The 24,582-nt window shown below is 45.3% G+C and carries 19 protein-coding genes; 4 read left to right on the forward strand and 15 right to left on the reverse strand.

The window, feature by feature from the left end; translation table 11 throughout:
- Positions 1–300: 300 nt before the first annotated feature.
- From U2P89_RS08520 to tilS, 9 genes are all read right to left on the reverse strand, one after another.
- On the reverse strand, positions 301–1,575 hold the full coding sequence (locus tag U2P89_RS08520) for a tetratricopeptide repeat protein (RefSeq protein WP_322191193.1): 1,275 nt from the start codon (positions 1,573–1,575) through the stop codon (positions 301–303).
- A gap of 167 nt (positions 1,576–1,742) precedes the next feature.
- The gene (gene gyrA, locus U2P89_RS08525) at positions 1,743–4,286 is read right to left on the reverse strand and encodes a DNA gyrase subunit A (RefSeq protein WP_076930638.1); all 2,544 of its coding nucleotides are present in this window, start codon (positions 4,284–4,286) and stop codon (positions 1,743–1,745) included.
- Between the two features lie 170 nt (positions 4,287–4,456).
- Positions 4,457–7,756, reverse strand: a complete 3,300-nt coding sequence (secA, locus tag U2P89_RS08530; RefSeq protein WP_322191194.1) for a preprotein translocase subunit SecA — start codon at positions 7,754–7,756, stop codon at positions 4,457–4,459.
- A 160-nt stretch (positions 7,757–7,916) separates the two neighbouring features.
- Positions 7,917–9,503, reverse strand: a complete 1,587-nt coding sequence (locus tag U2P89_RS08535) for an alkaline phosphatase family protein (RefSeq protein WP_076930640.1) — start codon at positions 9,501–9,503, stop codon at positions 7,917–7,919.
- A 24-nt stretch (positions 9,504–9,527) separates the two neighbouring features.
- Positions 9,528–10,835, reverse strand: a complete 1,308-nt coding sequence (locus U2P89_RS08540; RefSeq protein ID WP_322191195.1) for a DUF4105 domain-containing protein — start codon at positions 10,833–10,835, stop codon at positions 9,528–9,530.
- A gap of 246 nt (positions 10,836–11,081) precedes the next feature.
- The gene (locus U2P89_RS08545) at positions 11,082–11,339 is read right to left on the reverse strand and encodes a type B 50S ribosomal protein L31 (RefSeq protein WP_019540833.1); all 258 of its coding nucleotides are present in this window, start codon (positions 11,337–11,339) and stop codon (positions 11,082–11,084) included.
- Positions 11,340–11,570: 231 nt separating this feature from the next.
- Complete coding sequence (gene serS, locus U2P89_RS08550) at positions 11,571–12,842, reverse strand: serine--tRNA ligase (RefSeq protein WP_091908195.1); 1,272 nt, start codon at positions 12,840–12,842, stop codon at positions 11,571–11,573.
- 119 nt (positions 12,843–12,961) lie between these two features.
- Positions 12,962–13,099, reverse strand: a complete 138-nt coding sequence (locus U2P89_RS08555) for a hypothetical protein (protein WP_154670995.1) — start codon at positions 13,097–13,099, stop codon at positions 12,962–12,964.
- A gap of 171 nt (positions 13,100–13,270) precedes the next feature.
- The gene (tilS, locus tag U2P89_RS08560; protein WP_313380383.1) at positions 13,271–14,593 is read right to left on the reverse strand and encodes a tRNA lysidine(34) synthetase TilS; all 1,323 of its coding nucleotides are present in this window, start codon (positions 14,591–14,593) and stop codon (positions 13,271–13,273) included.
- Between the two features lie 145 nt (positions 14,594–14,738).
- Here tilS and pheS point away from each other — a divergent pair, with 145 nt between their 5' ends.
- The 3 genes from pheS (at position 14,739) to U2P89_RS08575 (ending at position 17,889) form a co-directional block, all read left to right on the forward strand.
- The gene (gene pheS / locus U2P89_RS08565) at positions 14,739–15,758 is read left to right on the forward strand and encodes a phenylalanine--tRNA ligase subunit alpha (RefSeq protein ID WP_322191196.1); all 1,020 of its coding nucleotides are present in this window, start codon (positions 14,739–14,741) and stop codon (positions 15,756–15,758) included.
- A 138-nt stretch (positions 15,759–15,896) separates the two neighbouring features.
- Entirely contained in the window at positions 15,897–16,976 is a 1,080-nt protein-coding gene (locus U2P89_RS08570; protein WP_322191197.1) for a DUF4831 family protein, read from the forward strand.
- A gap of 55 nt (positions 16,977–17,031) precedes the next feature.
- The gene (locus U2P89_RS08575; protein ID WP_139233437.1) at positions 17,032–17,889 is read left to right on the forward strand and encodes a DUF3298 and DUF4163 domain-containing protein; all 858 of its coding nucleotides are present in this window, start codon (positions 17,032–17,034) and stop codon (positions 17,887–17,889) included.
- 68 nt (positions 17,890–17,957) lie between these two features.
- On the opposite strand, the gene U2P89_RS08580 is transcribed toward U2P89_RS08575, so the two are convergent.
- Positions 17,958–18,527, reverse strand: a complete 570-nt coding sequence (locus U2P89_RS08580; protein WP_091909353.1) for a YceI family protein — start codon at positions 18,525–18,527, stop codon at positions 17,958–17,960.
- 277 nt (positions 18,528–18,804) lie between these two features.
- Here U2P89_RS08580 and sufB point away from each other — a divergent pair, with 277 nt between their 5' ends.
- A complete protein-coding gene (gene sufB, locus U2P89_RS08585; RefSeq protein WP_076930647.1) occupies positions 18,805–20,256 on the forward strand; it encodes a Fe-S cluster assembly protein SufB in 1,452 nt (483 codons plus the stop codon).
- Positions 20,257–20,270: 14 nt separating this feature from the next.
- Here the strand turns inward: sufB and ung are convergent, their stop codons facing one another.
- The 5 genes from ung to U2P89_RS08610 form a co-directional block, all read right to left on the reverse strand.
- Entirely contained in the window at positions 20,271–20,933 is a 663-nt protein-coding gene (gene ung, locus U2P89_RS08590; RefSeq protein ID WP_322191198.1) for a uracil-DNA glycosylase, read from the reverse strand.
- Positions 20,934–21,014: 81 nt separating this feature from the next.
- The gene (gene asnA, locus U2P89_RS08595) at positions 21,015–22,052 is read right to left on the reverse strand and encodes an aspartate--ammonia ligase (protein WP_091909359.1); all 1,038 of its coding nucleotides are present in this window, start codon (positions 22,050–22,052) and stop codon (positions 21,015–21,017) included.
- A gap of 133 nt (positions 22,053–22,185) precedes the next feature.
- Complete coding sequence (locus U2P89_RS08600; RefSeq protein ID WP_091909362.1) at positions 22,186–23,100, reverse strand: dihydroorotate dehydrogenase; 915 nt, start codon at positions 23,098–23,100, stop codon at positions 22,186–22,188.
- Positions 23,088–23,867 carry a dihydroorotate dehydrogenase electron transfer subunit gene (locus tag U2P89_RS08605; protein ID WP_416188630.1) on the reverse strand — a complete coding sequence of 260 codons (780 nt, stop codon included), beginning with the start codon at positions 23,865–23,867 and terminating at the stop codon, positions 23,088–23,090. The genes U2P89_RS08600 and U2P89_RS08605 overlap by 13 nt, the downstream gene beginning before the upstream one ends.
- Positions 23,868–24,019: 152 nt before the next feature.
- Entirely contained in the window at positions 24,020–24,553 is a 534-nt protein-coding gene (locus U2P89_RS08610) for an SAM-dependent methyltransferase (RefSeq protein WP_091909368.1), read from the reverse strand.
- Between the last annotated feature and the right edge of the window lie 29 nt (positions 24,554–24,582).

The following is a 24,582-nucleotide window of genomic DNA, read 5'->3' on the forward strand; positions in this document are numbered from 1 at the left end:
ATATATGAGTACAAAAGTAATAAAAATGTGCCAATGCGTCAATATGCTAATATGCCAATAAATAATTAAATATTTTTCCTATAATTACTATTATGTTTAATAATAAATCCGTATCACTCTCCTGCTTATTCAAAGCTTAAATCATCTCCCTTTTCAAATTAATAAGTTTTGATCACTACAATGATGTGCGACATTACTTGCAAAATGTATGAATGGCAAAAATTATAAAAAACGAAAAAGGAAGAAAACCATTGGTCTTCCTCCTTCTCTTTATTTTACTTATTGGGCTCTTACTTGAATTTATTCAAGGTTCAGTTGGTCTTCAACCACTTTCAACTCAGCTGATTTATCAACACCCAATACACTTAAATTGTAATATGCATTTCTGAGCAACATAAGCACTCCATTTATTTCTTGTTGAGAAGCATTTCTTGCTTTTATGACTTGCTCCATTTTTTCCAGTAAAGGAAGTGCTTGCTGATACAATTCAACTGTTTTTTTATCGTTTTCTACCTGCTGTTGTCTGCTGGACATAGTAGCGGTTACTTCTTTTAATTCCTGTGCCTGGATAATATAATTTCTAGCAAGGTTTTCCAACGCTCTTTCGCAATTGGGATCCTGTGCAAGTGCTTTCTTATATTCGGCTTCGGCAGCTGCATAGTCTCCCTTTTCAGCGAAGAGGGCTCCCTTCACACTGTTGAGGTCGCACGAATTGGCCGGATCGTTGGCAATAGCCTGATCAAGATACTCCATAGCCTTATCAGATTGTCCGCTACGGATAAATACATTGATCAGATTGGGAACGAAATATTTGCTATCAGGGAATTTTTGTGCACCAAGATTGAGGGTTTCTATAAATTTAGCCGAATCACCTACTCTTTCATATTGACTTGCCAGCAACTCATATATATCGCTCTCCTTATAAGCGCTGTTTTCTATGAAGGGCTCTTTTGCGGCACGTTCCAGCATGGCAATTGCCCTTTCATTCTGATCAGCAGAGATAGCAGAGATGATGGCATAATACTTGATAATCTGATAAGTGCTGTCCAGTACAAATGCATCCTTCTGATCGGCAAACATCGGCAATGTGGGTATATCCCAATAGACCTCAAAAAAATCAGCAGCCTTTGCATAATTGCTCTGTTCGTTGTAATAAACCCCTCCGTTAATATAAAATGGATGGTTAGCACGCAGGATATTACTGATATCTTTACGCACCCTGTTCCTCACCCTTCCTTTCTCATCAGGAAGTTCACCGAGCGAATCAGCTTTCAGATAAGGTTTGTAAGACTCCATGAGCCCGTCGTACATCACCTTCTCATTGGCATCCTGATTCAACATTGTTTTTGTTCTCTCATTGTCGAAGGTTTTATTGCCTATATCGCCCATCACTTTCCATGTTTCGGGATCGGCAGCAGTCTCCGGATTGGTAGATGCCTGTTGAATTAGTGTGCGTGCTTCTTTCAGATCGTCTCGCCCTAATGCCCTTTTGGCATCTCTAACAGCCGATTTCTGCGCGAGAATACTTCCCGTGGAGAGAATGGCAATCATAGTTAAGAATAGGATTCTTTTCATTTTGTCATATTTTTTTGTGATTAAACTATTTATGTGATATGGAACCTTTCGGTTTCGTATTATCTCCATTTAAAATTGTTTCTTGATATGTATTGACTAAAATATATCAAAAAGTTTAATGAAATAATGAATTTTATTAGTTGATGCGCAAATCCTAATTACAGCAATTATTCGATATCAGTGTTTGTTTCTTCCGTTTCTCCAGATATATTTTCCATATCTCCTATTTCTTCAATCTCTTCTTCATCGGAATTTACTTTACAAACAGAAGCGATCTGATCGTTCCTTTTTTCCAAATTGATGAGACGGACACCTTGTGTGGCACGCCCCATAATACGAAGGTCGGAAATTTTCACACGTATTGTAACGCCAGACTTGTTAATTATCATTAAATCATTGTCATCCGTTACACTTTTGATAGCGACCAACTTACCGGTTTTCTCAGTCACATTGAGTGTTTTCACACCTTTTCCGCCCCTGCGGGTAATCCGGTATACCGGTTCGCCGTCCTCGTCATTCAGTTTTGTCCTTTTACCGAATCCCTGTTCCGATACCACCAGGATAGTATCTTCCGAGTCCGGCTTCATACAGATCATGCCTATTATGCAATCCTGGCCGTCGTCATCCAATGTCATACCTCTTACTCCGGTAGCGGTCCGGCCCATGGGCCGGACATCCTTTTCGGCAAATCGTATGGCGCGTCCGTTGCGGTTTGCCAGGATCACATGCTGGTTACCGTCGGTCAGACGTACCGATATTACCCTGTCATCTTCACGGATGGTAATTGCGTTCACCCCATTCTGCCTTGGCCTTGAATAAGCTTCAAGCGGCGTTTTCTTTACTATCCCCTGCTGGGTACAGAAAAGCAGGTTGTGGGAATTGATATACTCCTTATCCTGTAATGTCTCTACCCGGACAAATGCATTGACAGCATCATCCGAATCAATATTCAACAGATTCTGTATAGCCCTTCCTTTCGAATTTTTGGTTCCTTCCGGTATCTCAAAAACACGCAGCCAGTAACATTTTCCTTTCTGGGTGAAGAAAAGCATATAATTATGGGTAGTGGCGGGATAGATATATTCCACGAAATCCTCTTCGCGGGTATCGGTCCCCCTGACCCCTACTCCACCTCGGTTCTGTGTATGGAAGTCAGCCAGAGGAGTACGTTTGATATAACCCATATGAGAGATGGTGATAACCATATCTTCATTGGCATAGAAGTCTTCAGGATTCATCTCTTCCGAAGCGAAGATGATTTCCGAGCGGCGTCCATCACCATATTTCTCACGGATCTCAATCAACTCATCTTTGATCACTTTCATTCGAAGTTCTTCATTGACCAGTATTTCATTAAGATAAGCGATCAGTTTCTGTATCTCTTCGAACTCTGCGCGTAATTTATCCTGCTCCAGGCCGGTCAGTTGCCTCAATCGCATTTCTACAATGGCTCGCGACTGTATCTCGCTGAGGTTGAACCGATCCATCAGTCGCTGGATAGCTTCCTGCGGAGTCGAAGAACTACGGATAATGGCAATTACTTCGTCGATGTTGTCTGAAGCGATGATCAGCCCCTGCAGGATATGAGCACGCTCTTCGGCTTTGCGCAATTCAAATTTTGTCCGCCGGATCACTACATCGATGCGGTGTTCGACGAAGAGTTCAATCATCCGTTTGAGCGACAATAATTCCGGACGCCCCTTCACCAGCGCGATACTGTTGACGCTGAATGATGATTGCAATGCCGTCAGCTTATACAGTTTATTCAATACGACATTGGCATTGCCATCACGTTTGATATCCACCACAATACGCATACCATCCCTGTCCGACTCGTCGTTGACATTGGAAATGCCGTCGATCCTCTTATCTGATACCAGATCGGCAATATGCTTGATGAGATCGGCTTTATTGACCAGGTAAGGAATTTCGGAGATGATGATCTTATCGTGGGTCTTACCCGTCTCAATCTCCGCTTTCCCGCGCATTACAATACGTCCCCTCCCCGTCTCGAACGCCTCTTCCACGCCTTTATAACCATAAATATAGCCTCCGGTAGGAAAATCGGGCGCTTTGATATAGTGCATCAACCCTTGGGTATCGATATCCCTGTCATCGATATAGGCGATAATGCCATTGATACATTCGGTAAGATTATGAGGGGCTATATTGGTAGCCATTCCCACGGCAATCCCCGATGAACCGTTGATAAGCAGATTGGGGATCCGGGTGGGAAGCACCGACGGTTCCAGTAGGGTGTCATCGAAGTTCAACTGAAAATCGACCGTCTCTTTATCGATATCCCTGAGCATTTCCTCCGCCAGCCTGTTCAACCGGGCTTCGGTATACCTCATGGCTGCGGGACTGTCACCATCGACACTACCCATGTTACCCTGTCCGTCCACCAGCGTATAACGCATGCTCCAATGCTGTGCAAGGCGTACCATGGCATTGTATACTGAGGAGTCGCCATGAGGATGGTATTTACCCAGTACCTCGCCGACAATTCTCGCGGATTTTTTGTGGGGTTTATCGGCCGTGTTATTCAAATCCGACATACCATAAAGGATACGGCGATGCACTGGCTTAAAGCCGTCACGTACGTCAGGCAGCGCCCGAGAAACAATAACCGACATCGAATAATCGATGTACGACGACTTCATTTCATCTTCGATATTGATCTTGATGATTCTGTCTTGCTGATCAATCATATTACAAAGTGATTTTTCTCTTTAACTAATATTTCTATGTAGTTTATTTACAGATTAGTAATTACTTTAAATTTTCCAAAATTTGGACAGACTAAGGTACAACTTTTTTCCCGATTTAACAAAAAAAACAGGAAGTTTATTACTCCCTGTTTTTAGTTTTTATTAAACGCTTACGCGCCGTGGCAGTTTTTGTATTTCTTCCCACTTCCACAAGGACAGAGGTCATTTCTCCCTACCTTTTTCTCCACGCGGATCGGCTCCAGTTTCTGAGGCTGTCTCTGTTGGGGGTCGCCATTCCTGCCAGCTCCTGCCGGCATACTATCCGACTCCTCTTTCTGAGTACGATACTTGCTATAATCGGTCTTTTGCTCAGGGGCGGCACGCCTTACGCTTCCCGGATCCTGCACCGGTATCTGACCCCGCATCAGAATGGATACCGCTTTGGAGTTGATGTCATTTACCATTGTCTTGAAGAGGTTGAACGACTCCAGCTTATAGATCAACAGAGGATCTTTCTGTTCGTAGCTCGCATTCTGCACCGAGTGGCGCAATTCATCCATTTCCCGGAGATGCTCTTTCCAATCCTCATCTATGGTATGCAGCAGGATCGATTTCTCAAAAGCTTTTACCAATGCTTTCGATCCGGTCTCGTATGCCTCCTTCAGGTTGCATGAGATGTTATATACCCTTTTCCCGTCGGTAATCGGGATCAGGATATTCTCATACATCGCTCCCTGATTTTCATAGACCTGCTTGATGACCGGTTGGGCGACTTCGGCGAGCCGCTCCGTTTTACGCTTAAAGGTCTCAAAGGCCTGGGCAGTCACTGCCTGCAGTTGGTCGTCCAGTTTCATCCTCTTCATATCCTCCTCTTTGAAGGGGATATCCAGCGCCATCACACGAAGCAGATCGAGTTTCATCCCTTCGTAGTTATCTTCGTTCATCTCCACAATATTCCTTGCGGTCTCCGAAATCATGTTGGCTACATCGTTATCGATACGTTCACCCATCAGGGCGTGACGGCGACGGCGATAGATCACTTCACGCTGGGAGTTCATAACATCGTCATATTCCAGCAAACGCTTACGGATACCGAAGTTGTTCTCTTCCACCTTCTTTTGGGCACGTTCCACCGACTTGCTCAACATATTGTGTTCAAGGACGTCGCCTTCTTTGAATCCCATCCGGTCCATCAGGCCGGCAATCCTCTCCGTAGCAAAGAGACGCATCAGGTCGTCTTCCAGTGAGACGAAGAACACACTTGATCCGGGATCTCCCTGGCGTCCGGCACGTCCTCTCAACTGCCGGTCCACACGGCGTGACTCATGCCGCTCCGTACCGATGATAGCGAGACCGCCCGCTTCCCGCACCTCCGGGGTGAGCTTGATGTCGGTACCACGACCTGCCATGTTGGTGGCTATGGTCACCATTCCCTTTTGTCCGGCATTGGCTACGATCTCGGCTTCACGCTGATGCAGCTTGGCATTCAATACGTTGTGCCTGATCTTACGGAGAGTAAGCATACGGCTCAGTAACTCCGAGATTTCTACGGAAGTGGTACCGACAAGGACAGGACGTCCTTTGGCGATAAGACTTTCCGTCTCTTCGATCACCGCCGTATATTTTTCCCTTTTGGTCTTGTAAATACGGTCGTTCTGGTCATCCCGGATAATAGGTTTATTGGTAGGGATCACCACTACGTCAAGTTTATAGATATCCCAGAATTCACCCGCTTCAGTTTCAGCCGTACCGGTCATACCGGCCAACTTGCTGTACATCCTGAAAAAGTTCTGCAACGTGATGGTGGCAAACGTCTGGGTAGCTGCTTCCACTTTTACCCGCTCTTTCGCTTCGATCGCCTGGTGCAGACCGTCGGAGTAGCGGCGTCCCTCCATCACACGGCCGGTCTGCTCATCTACAATCTTCACCTTGTTGTCGATCACCACATATTCATCATCTTTTTCGAACAGGGTATAAGCTTTCAGCAACTGGTTGACGGTATGTACACGTTCCGACTTCACGGCGTAGTTCTGTAGTAACTCGTCTTTTTTAACTGCCTTCTCTTCATCGGAAAGCGGAGACTGCTCCAGTTCCGCCAGTTCGGAAGCAATATCAGGCAGGATAAAGAAATGCGGGTCGTCCGACTTACCGGTCAGGAGGTCGATACCCTTATCCGTCAGTTCAATACTGTGCTGCTTTTCATCAATTACGAAGTAAAGCGGATCGGTTACAACATGCATATTGCGCATCTGCTCCTGCATATAGAATGCTTCGGTTTTCAGCATGGCCGCCCTCACCCCCTGTTCACTGAGGAACTTGATGAGAGGTTTATATTTCGGCATCCCCTTATAGGAACGGAAAAGCAACAGTGCGCCTTCTTCCTGTTCCTTAGGATCGGACGAAGCCATTTTTACTTTTGCCTCAGCCAGCAGGTGGGTAGTCAGCTCACGTTGCGCTTTTACAATCATTTCCACCCTCGGACGGAACTGGTCGTACAATTGGTCGTCGCCTTTAGGTACCGGACCGGAGATAATCAACGGGGTACGGGCATCATCGATCAATACCGAGTCTACCTCATCCACAATGGCGTAATTATGCTTACGTTGTACGAGGTCCTTCGGCGAAATCGCCATATTATCACGCAGGTAATCAAAACCAAATTCATTATTGGTACCGAAAGTAATATCCGATTCATAAGCCTTGCGACGGGCATCGGAGTTGGGTTCATGTTTGTCGATACAATCTACCGATAAACCGTGGAACATATACATGGGACCCATCCATTCAGAGTCACGTTTTGCCAGATAATCATTCACAGTCACCACGTGCACCCCCTCGTGGGTAAGTGCGTTCAGGAAAACCGGAAGTGTTGCCACCAGCGTTTTACCTTCCCCCGTAGCCATCTCGGCAATTTTTCCACGGTGTAGTACCACACCACCGAAGAGCTGCACATCATAATGGATCATGTCCCAGGTGATCTCGTTCCCCCCGGCGATCCAGCGGTTTTGATAGATGGCCTTATCGCCTTCAATACGGACAAAGTCATGGTTCGCAGCCAGATTCCGGTCGAAATCAGTAGCTGTAACCACAATCTCCTGATTCTGTGTGAAACGGCGGGCTGTATCTTTCATGATGGAGAACGCTTCGGGCAGCACCTCATCAAGCGCCTTCCCATACTTCTCAATCACATCTTTCTCCAGCTTGTCCACCTGGTTCCAGACCGTTTCACGCTTATCCAGATCGATGGCATCAATACCGGCCTTGAGTTCCGCTATTTGTGCCTTCTCTGCCGCAACATATTCCTGAATGCGTTTTTCAAGCTCTTTCGTCCTGTTACGCAATTCATCATTAGAGAGTTTCTCTATTTCGGCATAGGCCTCTTTCACCTTTTTCACGACCGGATTAATTTCGTTCAGGTCGCGTTGTGCCTTGTTGCCGATTATTTTTGATATAAAATCATTCCATCCCATAGTAGGTGTATTTTATTACAATTATTACGAGGTTGAAGCGCGTTGCGGGTATGTAACCTCCTGACTACTTTACCACATTTCCACCTCTTTGTATATATTATTAAATAAATATTGTTCTCGCAATGGCATAGTTCAAGTAAACTTGATCTCTACTCATTGCTTATCGAAATAATTCTTGAAGGATTTCTCCTTCGGCGGCGTTGGGAGCCCGGATACGCAACCGGTATGCTACACTTGGCGCGATTTCGGTCGCTTCAATCGTACGCTCAATTCTCTGGGGTTTTATGTCACTCCCGAAGAAAATCACGGGTGCCACAACAGCATTGTTACGCACTCTTACATTCTGATCGGACTGAGGGTCTACTATCCGCCAACCGGGTTGCAACCGAAGAAACAAATCACCTGATTGTCCTTTATAAAATCCGTTTCTGTAATACTGTACATCCTGGTTATAGGCGCCATGCAGCATCTGGTAGGAAGTGATCACATCCTGAATGCCGGCCGATTGCACCAGAAACTCGGCAGCCCTCTGTTGAAACTCCCTTAAATCGATCTTTTTGTCTTCCAGCAATTTCCTGTCGAAGAAGAATTGCCTGTCATAATATTTCTTGATCCACTGCTCCCTCCCGTAAAGTGCCATCAGATACATATTGAGCAGCGCCTGGCTCCGTTCGGGATAGAAATCACCACCCGAAGTAACCATCCCGTCGGGAAGAGTCTCCTGCTCATCGAAGTATCCTGTCGAAACGACAAAGATCAGCGTATTCTTAAGTCCTACGGATGCGTCGATAGCATCGAGCAGCCGTCCCAACTCCTGATCGAGCCGGTAATAGGTATCCTGTATTTCTACGGAATAATTTTTATCCAGTGCTTTTTCATAATTCCCCGCATAGAAAGTGAGCGCCAGGAAGTCGGGATTCATCCGTTTCCCCAACGATCCCGATTCAAGCAACCTGACCGCCATATCGTTCACTTCCTTATTCACATAAGGCGATTGTTTGAACAGACGGAAATGGTCTTTTTTATCGGGGCCAAGGTAGTGCTGGAAATTATACCTGTTCCGGGTATACGGAAAAGCGTCATACTGGTTCACGTCAATGGCCGGGCGCCATGTAAGACTGTTAATAGTATAGGTGAGCGATTGTCCGCTACGGTTATGTTGATCAATGACCGGTTGCCTGTTCTTGTAAAAGGTGGTAGTGGCCCATTTCCCGTTCTCTTCTTCAATCCAGAAGGCACCACTCGCGGCATGTCCTCCGGATGCCAGTGCCTGGGAGGCATCGGGAGCAAAAGCGAAGATATCCGACTGTCCTCCTGAAGCAATTTTCAGTTCGTCGGCAATGGTAGAAACCTTGACAGGAAGAGGGGAAAGTTTTTCAGTAGTGAAATTTCCCAGATAATTATCGTCGAAGAAAGAGGATATTTCACGGTTCGAATCTACCAAATACCTGTTCTCAGCCATAATTCCATGATAGGAAGGGTTGGCGCCGGTAAAGATGGTCGTAATGGAAGATGCCTTATTCAGATTGGGGAAATCATAATATACATTACTGTACACAAGGCCGTTATTCAACAACCTGTTGAATCCCTTGCTCCCGAATTTGTGTCTGAACATCTCCAGATAATCACCCCTGAACTGGTCGATGGTGATTCCCACCACCAGTTTCGGTATTTCACCCGAAGGTGTTTGCGCAAAAAGCGTTGTGATTGAAAAAAAAGCAACCAGTGAAGATAGTATTCTAACCATGCCCGTATTCTGTCATTTACCAATCTACAATCCACCCCAACCTGCTTTCAGGTGTTTACTTGTGGTGAACTGTTTGTTTTTTAACCGCCTTTTCCTCAATATATAAATGTTTATCCCCGACCTGAACCACAAACTCATTGAAAATGGGATTGTTGCCAACGGTAATTGCTGTGGTATCAACCACCATAATAAGAGGAAAAGCGTTAAGAGTGCAAAGTTAATAAAATGATAGAAATAAACTGCCTTATTTGCTGATTTCATCCAGAAGAAAGAAGCAGCAATCAGAGCGAACGGATTCAGCCAGACAAAATTCCAGTTGGGATTGGTGGCAGGGTGCTCCGAGAAATACATCAACACCAGGAGTATTATCCCGGCCAATCCGGCAATCACAAACAATACTGTGTCATAAATTCTGGCAAGTTGGGTCTTATTGAGTTTGATAAGCTGGATCAGGGAGACGATTATGGTAAGCAACAACAATGCGAATGCCGTTAAAATCGGCGTAAATACAACCCCTTCGCTTCTTTTATTTATCTCTTTGTCAACAGGTAAGAGCATTTCGGTGTTTTTCACCAATGGCACGTTCAATGTATCGCCTCTTTGAATGGTTGCCCCCTCGAAAGAATCCATCAGATAGTCCGGAATAAACATTTTATCCCTCACATTGATAGTACTGTCGGCCGGGCTTCCTATCAGCAGGTCGATACCGAACTTTACCCACGGATAACCATCCACACATTCATGCACCAGGTCTCGATAGGATTGGTCTGAGCCGGTCGGAGGGTATTGGATGATTCCTTCCGTATATTCTTCGACCATATCACGGGGTCGGGTGGAACAATTATCATAGAAATAGTTGTATCTATACTCCCTGTTTTCAGGCAATACGTTAACCATAAGCGCATGGTACAACTGTTGTTTTTCAGCCGGCGAGAGGTTCAATTCCTGCTCCACCACCTGCTGTCCCCGGTATCCGTATTCGTTGAGAAATGCCTCAAAGGGAAGGCCACCCAGGATATAATCCGTTTTTCCACGTATAAAATTATAGATAAAATGGGGTTGTGAGGAATCAAAATAGCCGTAATTGAAAACCAGATCCACGCCGGTAGAATCATCCTGCACACGGATGGCAGTATGGCCGAAAAAAGCATATACAGCTCCATACCACGGCGATGCGGTCAACAGGCTTATTTTCGCATTATCATTCAGTTGCACCTGACCCGGCGCAGGGAGTGATAACAGTATGATAAAAAGAAGCATCAAAGTCTTCTTTTGCCGAATAAAAGTCTGAAACTCCGTACTTACTAAAGATGATTCGATTATTCGTTTCATTGGCTTTTTACTTGTTTATCTGTAAGCCCGGGTATTTTTTCCCCGACATAAAACTGCAGGCGTAAACGGGTGCAAGCAATACCTCTGTTATGGTTTTTACATATACGTTTCACATATACGTCCTGTCAGATAAGACAAAAGTACACATTTTTGTGTAAAATCAATACATAACTCAAATAACAAATAGCGGCGATCCCTGTCAGACCGCCGCTATTTGTTACATCATTAATCCTGTGGATACCGGATTTATTTATTCTTGTTACGGTTTCCGTAACGGCTCATAAACTTGTCAACCCGTCCTGCCGTATCTACCAGTTTTTGTTTTCCGGTATAGAATGGATGTGAAGAACTGGTAATCTCAAGTTTTACCAACGGATAGGTAACACCGTCGATTTCGATAGTTTCTTTTGCATTAATAGTAGATCGCGAAATGAAAATCTCTTCATTCGACATATCTTTAAAAACTACCGGACGGTAATTGTTGGGATGGATCTCTTTCTTCATACTGATTTTTATTTTTTCCGGTCGCAGAAGCTGCCGGTCATCAGCTTGTAACGCTTTTTAATGACGACCTTGGACAAACCCCTTTGATCCTGCTGTTTGAATATTCTCAATTTTCGGTGTGCAAAGATATGACAATCATTTAAAATAAAAAAATAAATAACACTCTTTTTTCTCCAACCGGGCATTATCCCCTACCCTTATTGTCTATCATTTGCCACGTTTCCCGATTTTCTAATCTATCAGGTCAAAACCACAGTATGGTACCAATGGAGCCGGAATCCGTATACCCTCCGCTGTCTGATTATTTTCCAGTAACGCAGCCATGATACGCGGCAGAGCCAGAGCGCTACCGTTAAGGGTATGACAAAGTTCTGTCTTGCGGTCGGCATTCCGGTAACGGCATTTCAAGCGGTTAGCCTGGTAACTCTCGAAATTGGATACCGAGCTCACTTCCAGCCAACGTTTTTGAGCGGTAGAATAGACTTCGAAGTCGAATGTCAACGCCGAAGTAAAACTGATATCTCCTCCACAAAGGCGCAGGATACGCCATGGGAGTTCCAGCTTTTCGACCAGCGTCTGCACATAACTGACCATTTCATCGAGGCGTTCATAAGAATTTTCCGGCTTGTCGATACAGACGATTTCCACCTTGTCGAACTGGTGCAAGCGGTTCAACCCTCGTACATCTTTCCCATAGGAACCGGCTTCACGGCGGAAACAAGCTGAATAGGCGGTATTTTTGACAGGGAGTTCCTTTTCTTCGAGGATCACATCCCGATAAATATTGGTTACCGGTACCTCAGCCGTAGGAATAAGATAAAGGTCATCCAATCCCACATGGTACATTTGTCCTTCTTTGTCGGGCAACTGTCCTGTTCCGAAACCGGAATCGCTGTTGACCAGATAAGGAGGTTGCACTTCAGTGAATCCCGCATCACGTGCATTGTCCAGGAAAAAGTTGATCAGGGCGCGTTGAAGCCGTGCTCCTCTCCCTTTATACACAGGAAAGCCGGCACCGGTAATCTTTACCCCCAACTCGAAATCGATCAGGTCATACTTCTTAGCCAGCTCCCAATGCGGAAGGGCATTATCACCGAGCGACGGAATTTCTCCTCCGCTCCGTTCCACCGGATTATCTTCGGCAGTCCGTCCTTCCGGTACAGAATCGTGCGGCAGGTTGGGAATAGTGACCAGCAGGGACTCTATCTTCTGTTCTGCATCTTTCAGTGTTTCACCCAACTCTCCGGAGGTCTCTTTCAGCACTCGCACCTTCTCACATGCAATAGCCGCTTCTTCCTTGTTTCCCTCTTTCATCAATTGACCGATGGACTTGGAAATGGTGTTGATCTCGCCAAGGATAGCATCGAGATGGGTTTGCGTCTTGCGTCTTGTATTATCCAGATCGATGATCTGGCTGATAACTTCCCGGCCATCGAAATGTTTCTTCGATAGCTGCCGTATAACCTCTTCCGGGTTTTCGTTGATTCTTCTGAGTGTAAGCATAAAACTGTTAATTGACCCGCAAAGTTACAAAAATTCCGGCATGGTGAAGTTGCCGGAACAAAATTTAATTCGGGGTGTCAATAGAGAACGTCAAAAAAATGACGCCATAAAGAAAAGGTTTAAAATAACTGGAAATGGAGGCTTTCGCGTAATTCCCTCTCTTTCTGTTTTTTTTGTTGGTAATAACGGGATACATAATAAGCAAAACCAACAAATACACCCACTACCAGTAAGTCTTTAAATGTATTATTCTTCATAATTGATATAATTGAGAAATTTGAACTAAAAACTAAAAGTGAAAAATTAATAGTGAAAAATTGGGTATAGCGGATTACGGAATTTTACCCAAACACTTTCCCACTCTATATATAGATGCAAAAAAAAGAAAAAGGTTGCATCGATTCCTGAAAATTTTCACTTTTTCTTTGCTATATTGCATTATTTACCATTTCCACGACAAAAACGTCGCTACTTTCTTCCGTTATTTTGTAACGGTCGTCGGGCCGCTCACCCACAATCCATACTATATCATCACCGGAAAGGAGTATCCATGCATTTTCTTTCTCCTTCAAACTATATTTCCGGTCGGTGAAATAATCACTCACTTTTTTCCTGCCTTTCATACCGAAAGGGATAAACCAATCTCCTTCATTCCATCTCCTCACGGTAAGGGGAAATTTCAATTTACTGAGATCGGCATACAGGACCCGGCTGTTTTTCTCTATGGAGAGGGGTATCTTCTCTTTCCGGATCAGCAAGTGAAGAGGTCCGGTTATCTCTTCCGTCTCCAAATGGATTTGGATAAGTTCTCCATCCCGTTCATTTCCTGTTACGGGATCAAGGATAAAAACGCCACGGTCTTTGATCAGACGATATGACTTCGAATGGAAGACCTTTCCCGAAGTGCTTTCCATACCAAGATAAACATCCTCGATCACCGATGCTCCAAAACCGAGTGGGGAGAGAATCTCAAACAGGACTGACCTGGGTGATGCCGTTTGACGGAGCTTCGCAATGTCGATTTTATCATCTCGAAACAAATCCTTTATTATATCACGAAGAGATTCACTATAAACCTTTTCCGCCTCGAAGAGGTTCCGTGAAGTGCGCCAAATGGCTTCTCTCACCGACGGGTTCAATTTCTCCAACTGAGGAATGATATTCAACCGGAGCGAATTCCGTAGAAAAATATCATTATCGTTTGTGCTGTCGAACACATAAGGCATATCCCGTTCAGCAATATACTCCTCAATCTCGGCACGCGTCACACACAGGAGGGGGCGTACTACATGCCTGTTCTTCGGCATGATTCCTGACAAACCCTTGATACCGGTTCCCCGGATCAGGTTCAGCAACACCGTTTCCACCGAATCATCCTTGTGGTGGGCTACGGCAACCGCTTCTGCAACATACTGGCGTCGGACAATCTCAAACCAGCCATAACGTAACTCGCGGGCCGCCATCTCAATAGAGATCTTTTTGTCGGCAGCATATTGGGTAGTATCGAAGTCGATAGATGTAAAGGGAATATCGATGCCTTTGCACCATTTCTTTACAAAGGCGGCATCACGGTTTGATTCCTCACCACGCAAATGAAAATTGCAATGGGCAGCCACACATTGGTATCCCAACAATGTGAGCAGATCGAGCAGCACCATAGAATCCATCCCTCCGCTCAACCCTACTATGACTGTAGCCTCTGGTGCGAATAGTTTCTCTTTTTCAATAAATCGGCGTACCCTATCGATCATTTTCGAAAATGCTTTATTCGACAAAAGTACTAATTTAACCTTTACCCTGCTGTGGTGCCAAACAAATCTTTCACTAAAAACCGGGATAAATAGTAATAAAATGTCTATTTTTGTACTGTATATAGGTTTATAAGATTCAATGACGATGATAGAAAAGATAGAGGCTCTCCTGTCTGAAATAGAGCAATTGACGGTCTCCACCCCGGAAGAGATAGAAATGGCACGAATAAAATACCTGAGTAAAAAAGGCAGTATATCTTCCCTGATGGATGGCTTTCGTTCTGTTCCTGCTGAACAGAAGCGTGAAGTGGGTATGCGGTTGAATGGACTGAAACAGAAAGCAATCGAAAAAATTGAATTATTGAAGAAGCAGTTTGAAAACAATGGTGCTGCCCACGGCGATATAGATCTGTCGCGTACAGCTTATCCCATCCCTTTGGGAACACGCCATCCGCTTTCAATTGTCAAAGAAGAGATTTGTGATATTTTCAAACGACTCGGCTTCTCCATTGCCGAAGGACCGGAGGTAGAGGACGACTGGCATGTGTTTTCATCTTTGAATTTTGCGGATGACCATCCTGCGCGCGACATGCAGGATACGTTCTTCGTTCAAAGCGATCCCCAGATTGTATTGCGCACGCATACCTCTTCTGTACAGACCCGAGTGATGGAAAAGACAGACCCTCCAATCCGGATCATTTGCCCGGGACGTGTGTACAGGAACGAAGCGATCTCTTACCGTGCCCACTGCTTTTTCCACCAGGTGGAAGCTCTCTATATCGACAAGGATGTGTCATTTGCCGACCTGAAACAGGCGTTACTCTTTTTTGCCAGGGAAATGTTTGGCGAACAGACAAAAATTCGGCTGCGTCCTTCCTATTTCCCCTTTACCGAGCCTAGTGCGGAGATGGATATCTCCTGCAATATCTGTGGAGGGAAAGGGTGTCCGTTCTGCAAGCATACCGGATGGGTGGAAATACTGGGATGTGGCATGGTAGACCCCAATGTATTGGAGAACTGCGGCATAGATAGTAAAGTCTATTCCGGTTATGCATTGGGAATGGGGATTGAACGTATTACCAATCTCAAGTACCAGGTGAAGGACCTGAGGCTGTTTTCCGAGAACGACGTCCGCTTCCTGGAGCAATTCCAATCAGCTCACTGATCCGTACTACACGCGTTATTCGCTTCGCGTTCTTCGGCTTAGCCGTTATTTCCCGCCTTGCGGGATTATTTATTCGCTTTGTTCATGTTGTTGAACAATCGAATAACAATCGAACAAATACTGAACAACAATTAAATTATGATAAGAGTAAAATATCTGATCCCAACGCTTTTCCTTGCCGTCGCCTTCGGCGTATCCGCACAGAAGACGACACGGGTAAACGCTATCAAGGCCAACGACTATGGTGTGGTTTATTCATTACCCAAGACATCGTTCGAGATAACCTTGTTAGTGAAGAAGACAACTTACCGGAAAGGAGAATTCTATCCTTATGCACAACGCTACCTGGGAATAGAAAAACCTATCACCGAAGATAAAATTGTATATACACTGGAAGATATCTCCATTGTAAACAGGGGTATACCCGACAAGAATAACTCTTTCATGGTGGCATTCCGGCCCAAATCATTGGAGCCATTCGTCCATCTCCGGGAAGATGGAGTAATTGTCACCATCAATGCAAATCCGGAATCTGAAACAGTTGAAGAACTAAAAATCCCCCAGGGCTTGCCGCCATCTGTCAATCCGAGGAACTACTTGTCCCAGGAGACACTTATGGCCGGTTCTACGGCAAAACAGGCAGAACTGGTCGCCAGACAGATATTTGGCCTGCGAAGCAGCAGGACAGACATATTGACCGGCGAAGCAGAGAATATGCCCCCGGACGGAAATGCCTATAAGGTGGTAATGGATGAGATCAACCGGCAGGAGAAAGCACTGACGGAACTCTTTACCGGAAGCGAACAGGCCGAATACTTTACCCATAGCTACACTGTTGTTCCCGATGAGAGGGATATCGACCGCAGGGTGGTTGCCCGTTTCTCAGAAAAGTTGGGTCCTGTGGATGCCGATAACCTTGCCGGGGAACCTATCTACCTCTCGCTGGTGAATAAAACCCCCAAAGTAGAGATGCAACTATCAGAGCGGGATTTGAAACGATTGGAAAATAAACTTAGCGACGGGATTGTGTATAATGTCCCGGGAAAAGCCATGTTGAACATTGAATTCAGAAACAGGATACTGGCAAACAAAGAGGTGGACGTAGTACAATACGGCACGCAAGATGTCCTTGTAAGGAGAATGTTCGACAATACCAAGCAACCTATCAAAGTTTATTTTTATCCGGAATTGGGTGCCATCAAGCAGATTATTCAATAGAACCAATGTGCCATGTGCCAATGTAACAAAGATCAACCTGATAATCGATAACAGTATGCAAATCAAAACTAAATTTTCAATCTTTATCCTCTTAACAGGAATCATTCTGATTTCGTGCAACGGAAGAAGAGGAGGTGCAAAATCATCCAGGATAGATTTTGACAGTATTGTAGTGGCACGGCATATCCCGCTTTTGCAGGAGAACGATACTACCCTTCCCTATGCTGATGTAGGCATTTCTTTTACTTACCCCGTGAAATTTCGGGACAGTGAAAGCCTGGCGCGCTTGCAACAAATTTTCCAGGGAACATTCTTCGGCGACAGCAATTATGATGCGCTTACTCCACAGGAAGCAGTGGATCAATATCTTAAGGAGTATACCGACCGGTATCAATCACTGTCGAACTATTATTATGAAGACAAAGCACGTATTGAAGGAAAGATGCCTTCATGGTACTGGTATTTTATGAATAACAGCAATAAGATACTGTTCCAAAATGATTCGCTGTTGAGCTATGCCGTTGAATACAGTGACTATGAAGGCGGGGCGCATGGTTCCTACCGGATCACCTATACTAATGTAGACCTGAATGACCTGGTCACCCTTACTGAAGAGGACTTGTTCGTACCGGGATATTTCAAGCCGCTTACGGAGAAAATTGTGGTACAGTTAATGAAAAAATATGATGTTCCTGTTGCCGATTCCCTTCTTATGAAAGGGTTCTTTACCATTGAGGATATCGTTCCCAACAATAACTTCTGGCTCGACGGGAAAAATATTCATTATTCCTACAATCAATATGAGATCGCCCCTTATGCCATGGGCGTCATTGATGTGTCGGTACCCTATTCCGAACTCTCCGATATCCTATTGCCGGAAAGTATTATTTCAAGATATTTCCTGAAAAAATAGAGACCTGATTACAAAATAAAATCAGCCGGCTGCATACCGGCTAATTTTATTATCTCATTGATACGAGATTAGTTGTTCTTGAACTCAAGGAAAAGGGTAATATACACATCTTTACCGATACCTGCCCCATCAGGATCAAAGGCTACATTGTAATCCAAACGGTTAATCTTGTTTTTGGCAGTAAAACCAATCACCTCCGATCCGTCCTGTCCTTTCACCGTACCGCCGTACACCACATCAAAGGTAGTATCTTTCGTTACGTCCTTGATCTGCAATTTACCATGCAACTTGTACTTGCCATCTTCCACTTTCTCGATACCCGTACTTTCAAACGACATGGTCGGGAACCGTGTCACCTCAAAAAAATCGGCACTCCGCAAATGGTCGTCACGCATCGGTATACCGGTATTGATACTTTCCACACTTACATTGAAAAATACCCTTGCCGATTCCAACTGACCGGGACTCCCAATAATGGCACCGTCAAACTTATCGAATCGTCCCTGTACAAACGTGATACCACTATGTTTTACCTTAAAGTTCACCGAAGCGTGTGCCGGATCCACCTTGTAATTGGACTGTGCCATTACACCAAAACCGGCAACAAAAATGATTAATAAAAATGTTATTCTCTTCATATATTCATATAATTAATTTATAGGCATATTGCCTCACTATTTATGTTGAATTAACACTCCAAAAGCAATGATTGTTCAATTGCACCACCCGATACTTCTCCCTCACCGGTTTTAACATTGATAATTTACCGTTTCCGCTCCTTGTCCTGTGGAATTGGTGAAAAAGCACTATCTTTGTACAACAAAAACGACGGATTAGTTGTTACAAAGTGCCGGAGGCTTTGCCTCCTGCCAGAATCATGTCAATCGACGGCTACGGCTGTGAAATAGAAGAATTATGCAAGAATTAGATCAAGATCAGATATTAAATGAGTTAACTACCCAGGATTATAAATTCGGTTTTACCACTGACGTGGAGACCGAAGTCATAGAAAAGGGGTTGAACGAGGATGTCATCCGGTTGATTTCGGCGAAAAAGGGGGAACCCGAGTGGTTGCTTGAATTCCGGTTGAAAGCATATCGTCACTGGTTAACGATGGAAATGCCGGACTGGCCACACCTGAAGATTCCTGAAATCGATTATCAGGATATCATCTATTATGCCGATCCTACGAAGAAGAAAAACCCAAAAAGTCTGGACGAGGTCGATCCGGAATTATTAAAAACTTTCGAGCGTCTGGGAATCCCCCTTGAAGAACAGAAACAGCTCACAGGGGTTGCTGTAGATGCGGTGATGGACAGTGTCTCTATCAAAACCACCTTCAAAGAGGTGCTTGCCGAAAAAGGAATTATCTTCTGCTCCTTCAGTGAAGCGGTAAGACATCATCCCGACCTGGTAAGGAAATACCTGGGAACGGTCGTTCCCTATAAAGACAACTATTATGCAGCGTTGAACTCGGCGGTGTTCAGCGACGGTTCATTCGTCTATATCCCGGAAGGAGTACGCTGTCCGATGGAGCTTTCTACCTACTTCCGTATCAACACGGCCAATACCGGCCAGTTCGAACGGACACTTATTGTGGGCGACAACAACTCCTACGTAAGCTATCTCGAAGGGTGTACTGCTCCCATGCGTGACGAGAACCAACTGCACGCAGCTATCGTGGAGATCGTAGCTCTCGATCATGCAGAGGTGAAATACTCTACCGTACAGAACTGGTATCCCGGAGATAAGAACGGGAAAGGTGGTGTCTATAATTTCGTGACCAAACGGGGGATATGTAAAGGAGTGCATTCCAAGATCTCCTGGACACAGGTAGAGACCGGATCGGCCATCACCTGGAAATATCCTTCCTGCATTCTGGCAGGTGACTATTCTGTAGGTGAATTCTATTCGGTGGCAGTTACCAACAACTATCAGCAGGCAGATACCGGCACAAAGATGATCCATATAGGTAAAAATACCCGTAGCCGTATCGTCTCCAAAGGGATATCCGCAGGCAGCAGCCAGAACAGCTACCGTGGACTGGTGAAGGTGACCCAAAAGGCGGAGAATGCGCGTAACCACTCTCAATGTGATAGCCTGCTGCTGACCGACCACTGTGGGGCACACACTTTTCCCTATACCGATATCCAGAATCCTACGGCCGTGCTTGAGCATGAGGCGACCACCTCCAAGATCAGCGAAGACCAGATCTTCTACTGCAATCAGCGTGGATTGGGTGAAGAGGAAGCCATCGGACTGATCGTAAACGGATATGTGAAGGAAGTGGTAAACAAACTCCCCATGGAATTTGCGGTAGAAGCACAAAAATTACTCCAGATCAGCCTTGAAGGAAGCGTAGGATAACGATAATGACCGAACTACCATCTGACCGGCTCCATATTGTGAGCCGACAGGTAGTCGTTAGCCTTGCTAAAGTGTTTATTACCAAAGAATCCCCTATGTGCGGATAACGGTGACGGGTGTGGTGATTTTAAGATAAGATGCCTGTTCGCATCAATACTGGCGCCTTTTCGCTGGGCATAAGCGCCCCACAGGATAAAAACCAGGTGATCTCTCTCTTCGGCCAGTCGCTTGATAGCAGCATCGGTAAATTCTTCCCAACCTTTTCCTTGGTGTGATCCGGCATGATGTGCCTGTACTGTCAGGGTAGCATTCAGCAGGAGTACGCCCTGCTTCGCCCATCTCGTCAGGTCTCCCGACCGGAGTGCAGGTATTCCCAGATCATCCTCTATCTCCTTATAGATATTCACCAACGAAGGGGGAATCTGTACTCCGTCATTCACAGAAAAGCACAGTCCATGCGCCTGGCCCGGTTCATGATAAGGATCCTGCCCTACTATCACCACTTTCACCTTGTTGAAGGGACAACTGTCAAATGCATTGAAAATCAGCTTTGCCGGCGGATATACAGTTCTAGCAGCATACTCTTTCCGCACAAAGTCGGTCAATGTCCTGAAATAAGGTTTCTCAAACTCCTGTTGAAGGTGCTCCTTCCAGCTTTCCTCTATTTTTACATCCATAGGTTATATGTCTAATGAAGCCTCTAAGGTAGTAAAAGAATTATGAATTATGAATAAAATAAGGGTAGCGGCTGAAAGCCGTCAGATAAGAAAAACCCCCTGTTTTCTGGCTTCCTCTTTCATCTCACGCGGCCATAGACTCGCCTGTATCTCCCCGATATGCGCCTTACGAAGATAATACATACAGAGTCTCGATTGCCCGATCCCTCCACCAATGGACAGAGGCAACTCCCCCTTCATCAACCGTTGATGGAAATAGAGCGATAACCGGTCCTCTTTACCGCGCAATTCCAGTTGACGTTTCAACGCGGCAGGATCTACACGAATCCCCATAGAGGATAACTCTACTGATTTCTCCAATACCGGGTTCCAGACCAGCAAATCACCATTTAACCCCAGATAACCCTCACTGTTGGATGTGCTCCAATCGTCATAGTCAGGAGCACGCCCGTCATGCGGTTCACCATTGGACAATGGTGCACCGATACCTAATACAAACACAGCTCCATATTCACGGGTAACGGCGTCTTCCCTCTGCTTGGAATCAAGATCCGGGTATTTCTGCAACAACTCTTCGGAATGGATGAAAGATATTTCGGGGGGAAGTTGCGGTTTTATAGCGGGGAATAACTCATAGACGAGATATTCGGTACGGAGCATGGCGGCATAAATCCGTCTGACTACCTGCTTCAGGAACTCTATTGTCCTGTCTTTCTCTCCGATAACCAGTTCCCAATCCCATTGGTCCACATATAATGAATGAAGATTGTCCAACTCTTCATCAGCACGGATGGCGTTCATATCGGTATATATACCGAAACCCTCCTCTATCTCGTAATCGGCGAGTGTCAACCGCTTCCATTTTGCCAGCGAATGGACTATCTCCGCACTCCGGTCATCCATATCCTTGATCGGAAACCGTACCGGCCGCTCTACACCGTTCAGGTCGTCATTGATACCGGTCCCGCTCTCCACGAAAAGAGGTGCGGTGACACGACGAAGGCGCAGTTCAGATGAGAGGTTGGCCTGAAAAAAATCTTTAATACTCTTAATTCCCAGTTCCGTCTGCTTCAGGTTCAGAAGCGGCGCATAACCGGCAGGAATTTGTAGTTTTGACATATTTCTTAATGTGAATTTCGATTTTGAACCCACAAAGGTATGACATTTATTCATTTTGTCAAATGAAAACCGCTTAAAAACATCATTATGATAGATTTCAGGCTAAAATACAAGCAATTATCACACAAAACATCTATTGGACAATCATTTTCCCCACCAAATCATTCACGGAAGCAATCTGATGCCGTTCAAGATAATCGTGGATACCATCTATAATCTTTACCGAAGCGGCGGGATCGATAAAATTATAGGTACCTATCTGTACCGCCGTGGCACCGGCCAGAATGAACTCTATGGCATCCTGCCAGTTACAGATCCCTCCCATCCCGATGATCGGGATTTTCACTGCATGGAATACTTCCCATACCATACGTATAGCGATCGGCTTGATACAGGGACCTGAAAGTCCTCCCGTAATAGTGGAGAGTTTCGGTCTTCTGCTCTCCACATCAATAGCCATCCCCAGGAAGGTATTGACAAGCGATACGGCATCCGCACCTTCATCCTCCACGCCGCGGGCAATTTCAGTAACATCGGTCACGTTGGGAGATAATTTCACTATCAGCGTCTTTGGAAATACTTTACGCACCTCTCTGGTAACCTGGGCTGCCGATTGGCAGGAAGTACCGAACGCCATACCGCCTTCTTTGACATTGGGGCAGGAGATATTCAGCTCAATAGCCGGCATCTTGTCAAGATCCGCCAGTTTTTCCGCACAGGCGACATAATCCTCCACGGTAGATCCCGATACATTCACGATCATATGGGTGTCGTAATCCTTTATGACGGGATAGAGGTGTTCTACAAAATAATCCACTCCTTTATTCTGAAGGCCGACCGCATTAAGCATCCCTGAGGGTGTTTCGGCCATCCTGGGGTAATCATTGCCTTGCCGGGGGGCAAGTGTGGTTCCTTTCACGAAGATGCCTCCCAGACGTCCCAAATCGATAAAATCGGCATATTCGGTCCCGTATCCGAATGTGCCGGAAGCGGTCATCACCGGGTTCTTCAGTTTTAAATCTCCTATATATACTTCTAATCCAGCCATGTGAGTTGATTGATATTAAAAACGGGCCCTTCAGTACAGGCGCAGATATTTCCCCTGACTGTTTTCTCCACACAGCAGAGGCAGGCGCCAAAACCGCATGCCATCAGGTTTTCGAGTGAAGCCTCGCATTCAATGCCATGATCATGGGCATATTTCGCTACTGCCACCATCATCGGTTTCGGGCCGCAGGTATAAATATAGTCATATTTCTTTTCTTTCAGCACGGAATGATGGGTCACGTACCCTTTCTCACCCAGCGAACCGTCTTCGGTGGTGCAATGGAGCGTTCCGTACCGTTCAAAATCCGACCGTTGCAGGATATCTTTCGACGAACGCCCACCCAGCAGAAATTCAGGGTCTATCCCCCTCTCTTTCATCTCCTTACCGAGGAAAAGCATCGGAGCGGTTCCTACTCCCCCGCCTACGAGCAGATATTTACCCTTCCTTTCAGGAATGGTAAAAGAGTTTCCCAGCGGGTAGATCAGGTTCATGATCCCTCCCCCAGGAATAGCGCAGATCTTCTCCGTACCTTCACCTACTTTCTGGATCAGAAGCCATATCTCGTTCTTTTCCTTATCGACAAAATTGATGGATATGGGCCTTCTTAGAAAGACATGGGGTGAATTATCGACCAATATCTGCACAAACTGTCCGGGTTGCATCTCAGGCAATACTTCGTTGCCGGCAGGTGCAACCTTTATCAGATGGTTCTGATCATTCAGGGTTTCGTTGGAGCGAACAGTAAAATCGAGTACTTGCATGTAAATTGTTTAAAGTACAAAAATACATCTAAATTTCTATTCCGGCAACGCACATTTAAAATTTGGCGATAGAAAAATAAAGGTGAATAAAATGAAATGCCCTCCCAATAGTCTTTATACGGCTTTTGGGGGGCATCACGGTTATCCATACAGACCGGTTATTCCTTTTCCGGAATTATCCAGAGAAAAACGGACTTACCGTCTACCGAAATTTGTCCATCCGGTTTCCAGTCACCCATATCAAAAGCATGGGAAACTACACGGCTGCCGGGTTTCATTTCTGACAAAATCTTCGGCATCAACTTTAAATTGACATCCGGCAAAAGATAGAGTGTCAATACCGAGGCTTTACTGAAATCGAAATCAAAAAGATTGCCTTCGTGGAAGGTAACCTTGCCTTCCACTCCCGCCTCCCGAGCATTCTCGTTGGCCTCTTTGATCCTTTCGGGATTAAGGTCTACTCCTATACCTGTGGCACCATATTTTTTTGCTGCAGTGATCACAATGCGTCCATCCCCACATCCCAGATCATATACAACATCCCCCTTACCTACGTTGGCAAGGTCTAGCATACCCTCTACTACATTCTGTGGTGTAGGCACATAGGGCACATCCAATTCAATTTGCTGTGCATTCAACTGCAATGCTCCGCACAAAAATAGCAATGTAACAAGATAATTCATTGATTTCATAGGTTTTGACTTTTTTAAATTTGGAATAT

The sequence above is a fragment of the Proteiniphilum sp. genome (assembly GCF_034331125.1).
Classification (GTDB): domain Bacteria; phylum Bacteroidota; class Bacteroidia; order Bacteroidales; family Dysgonomonadaceae; genus Proteiniphilum; species Proteiniphilum saccharofermentans.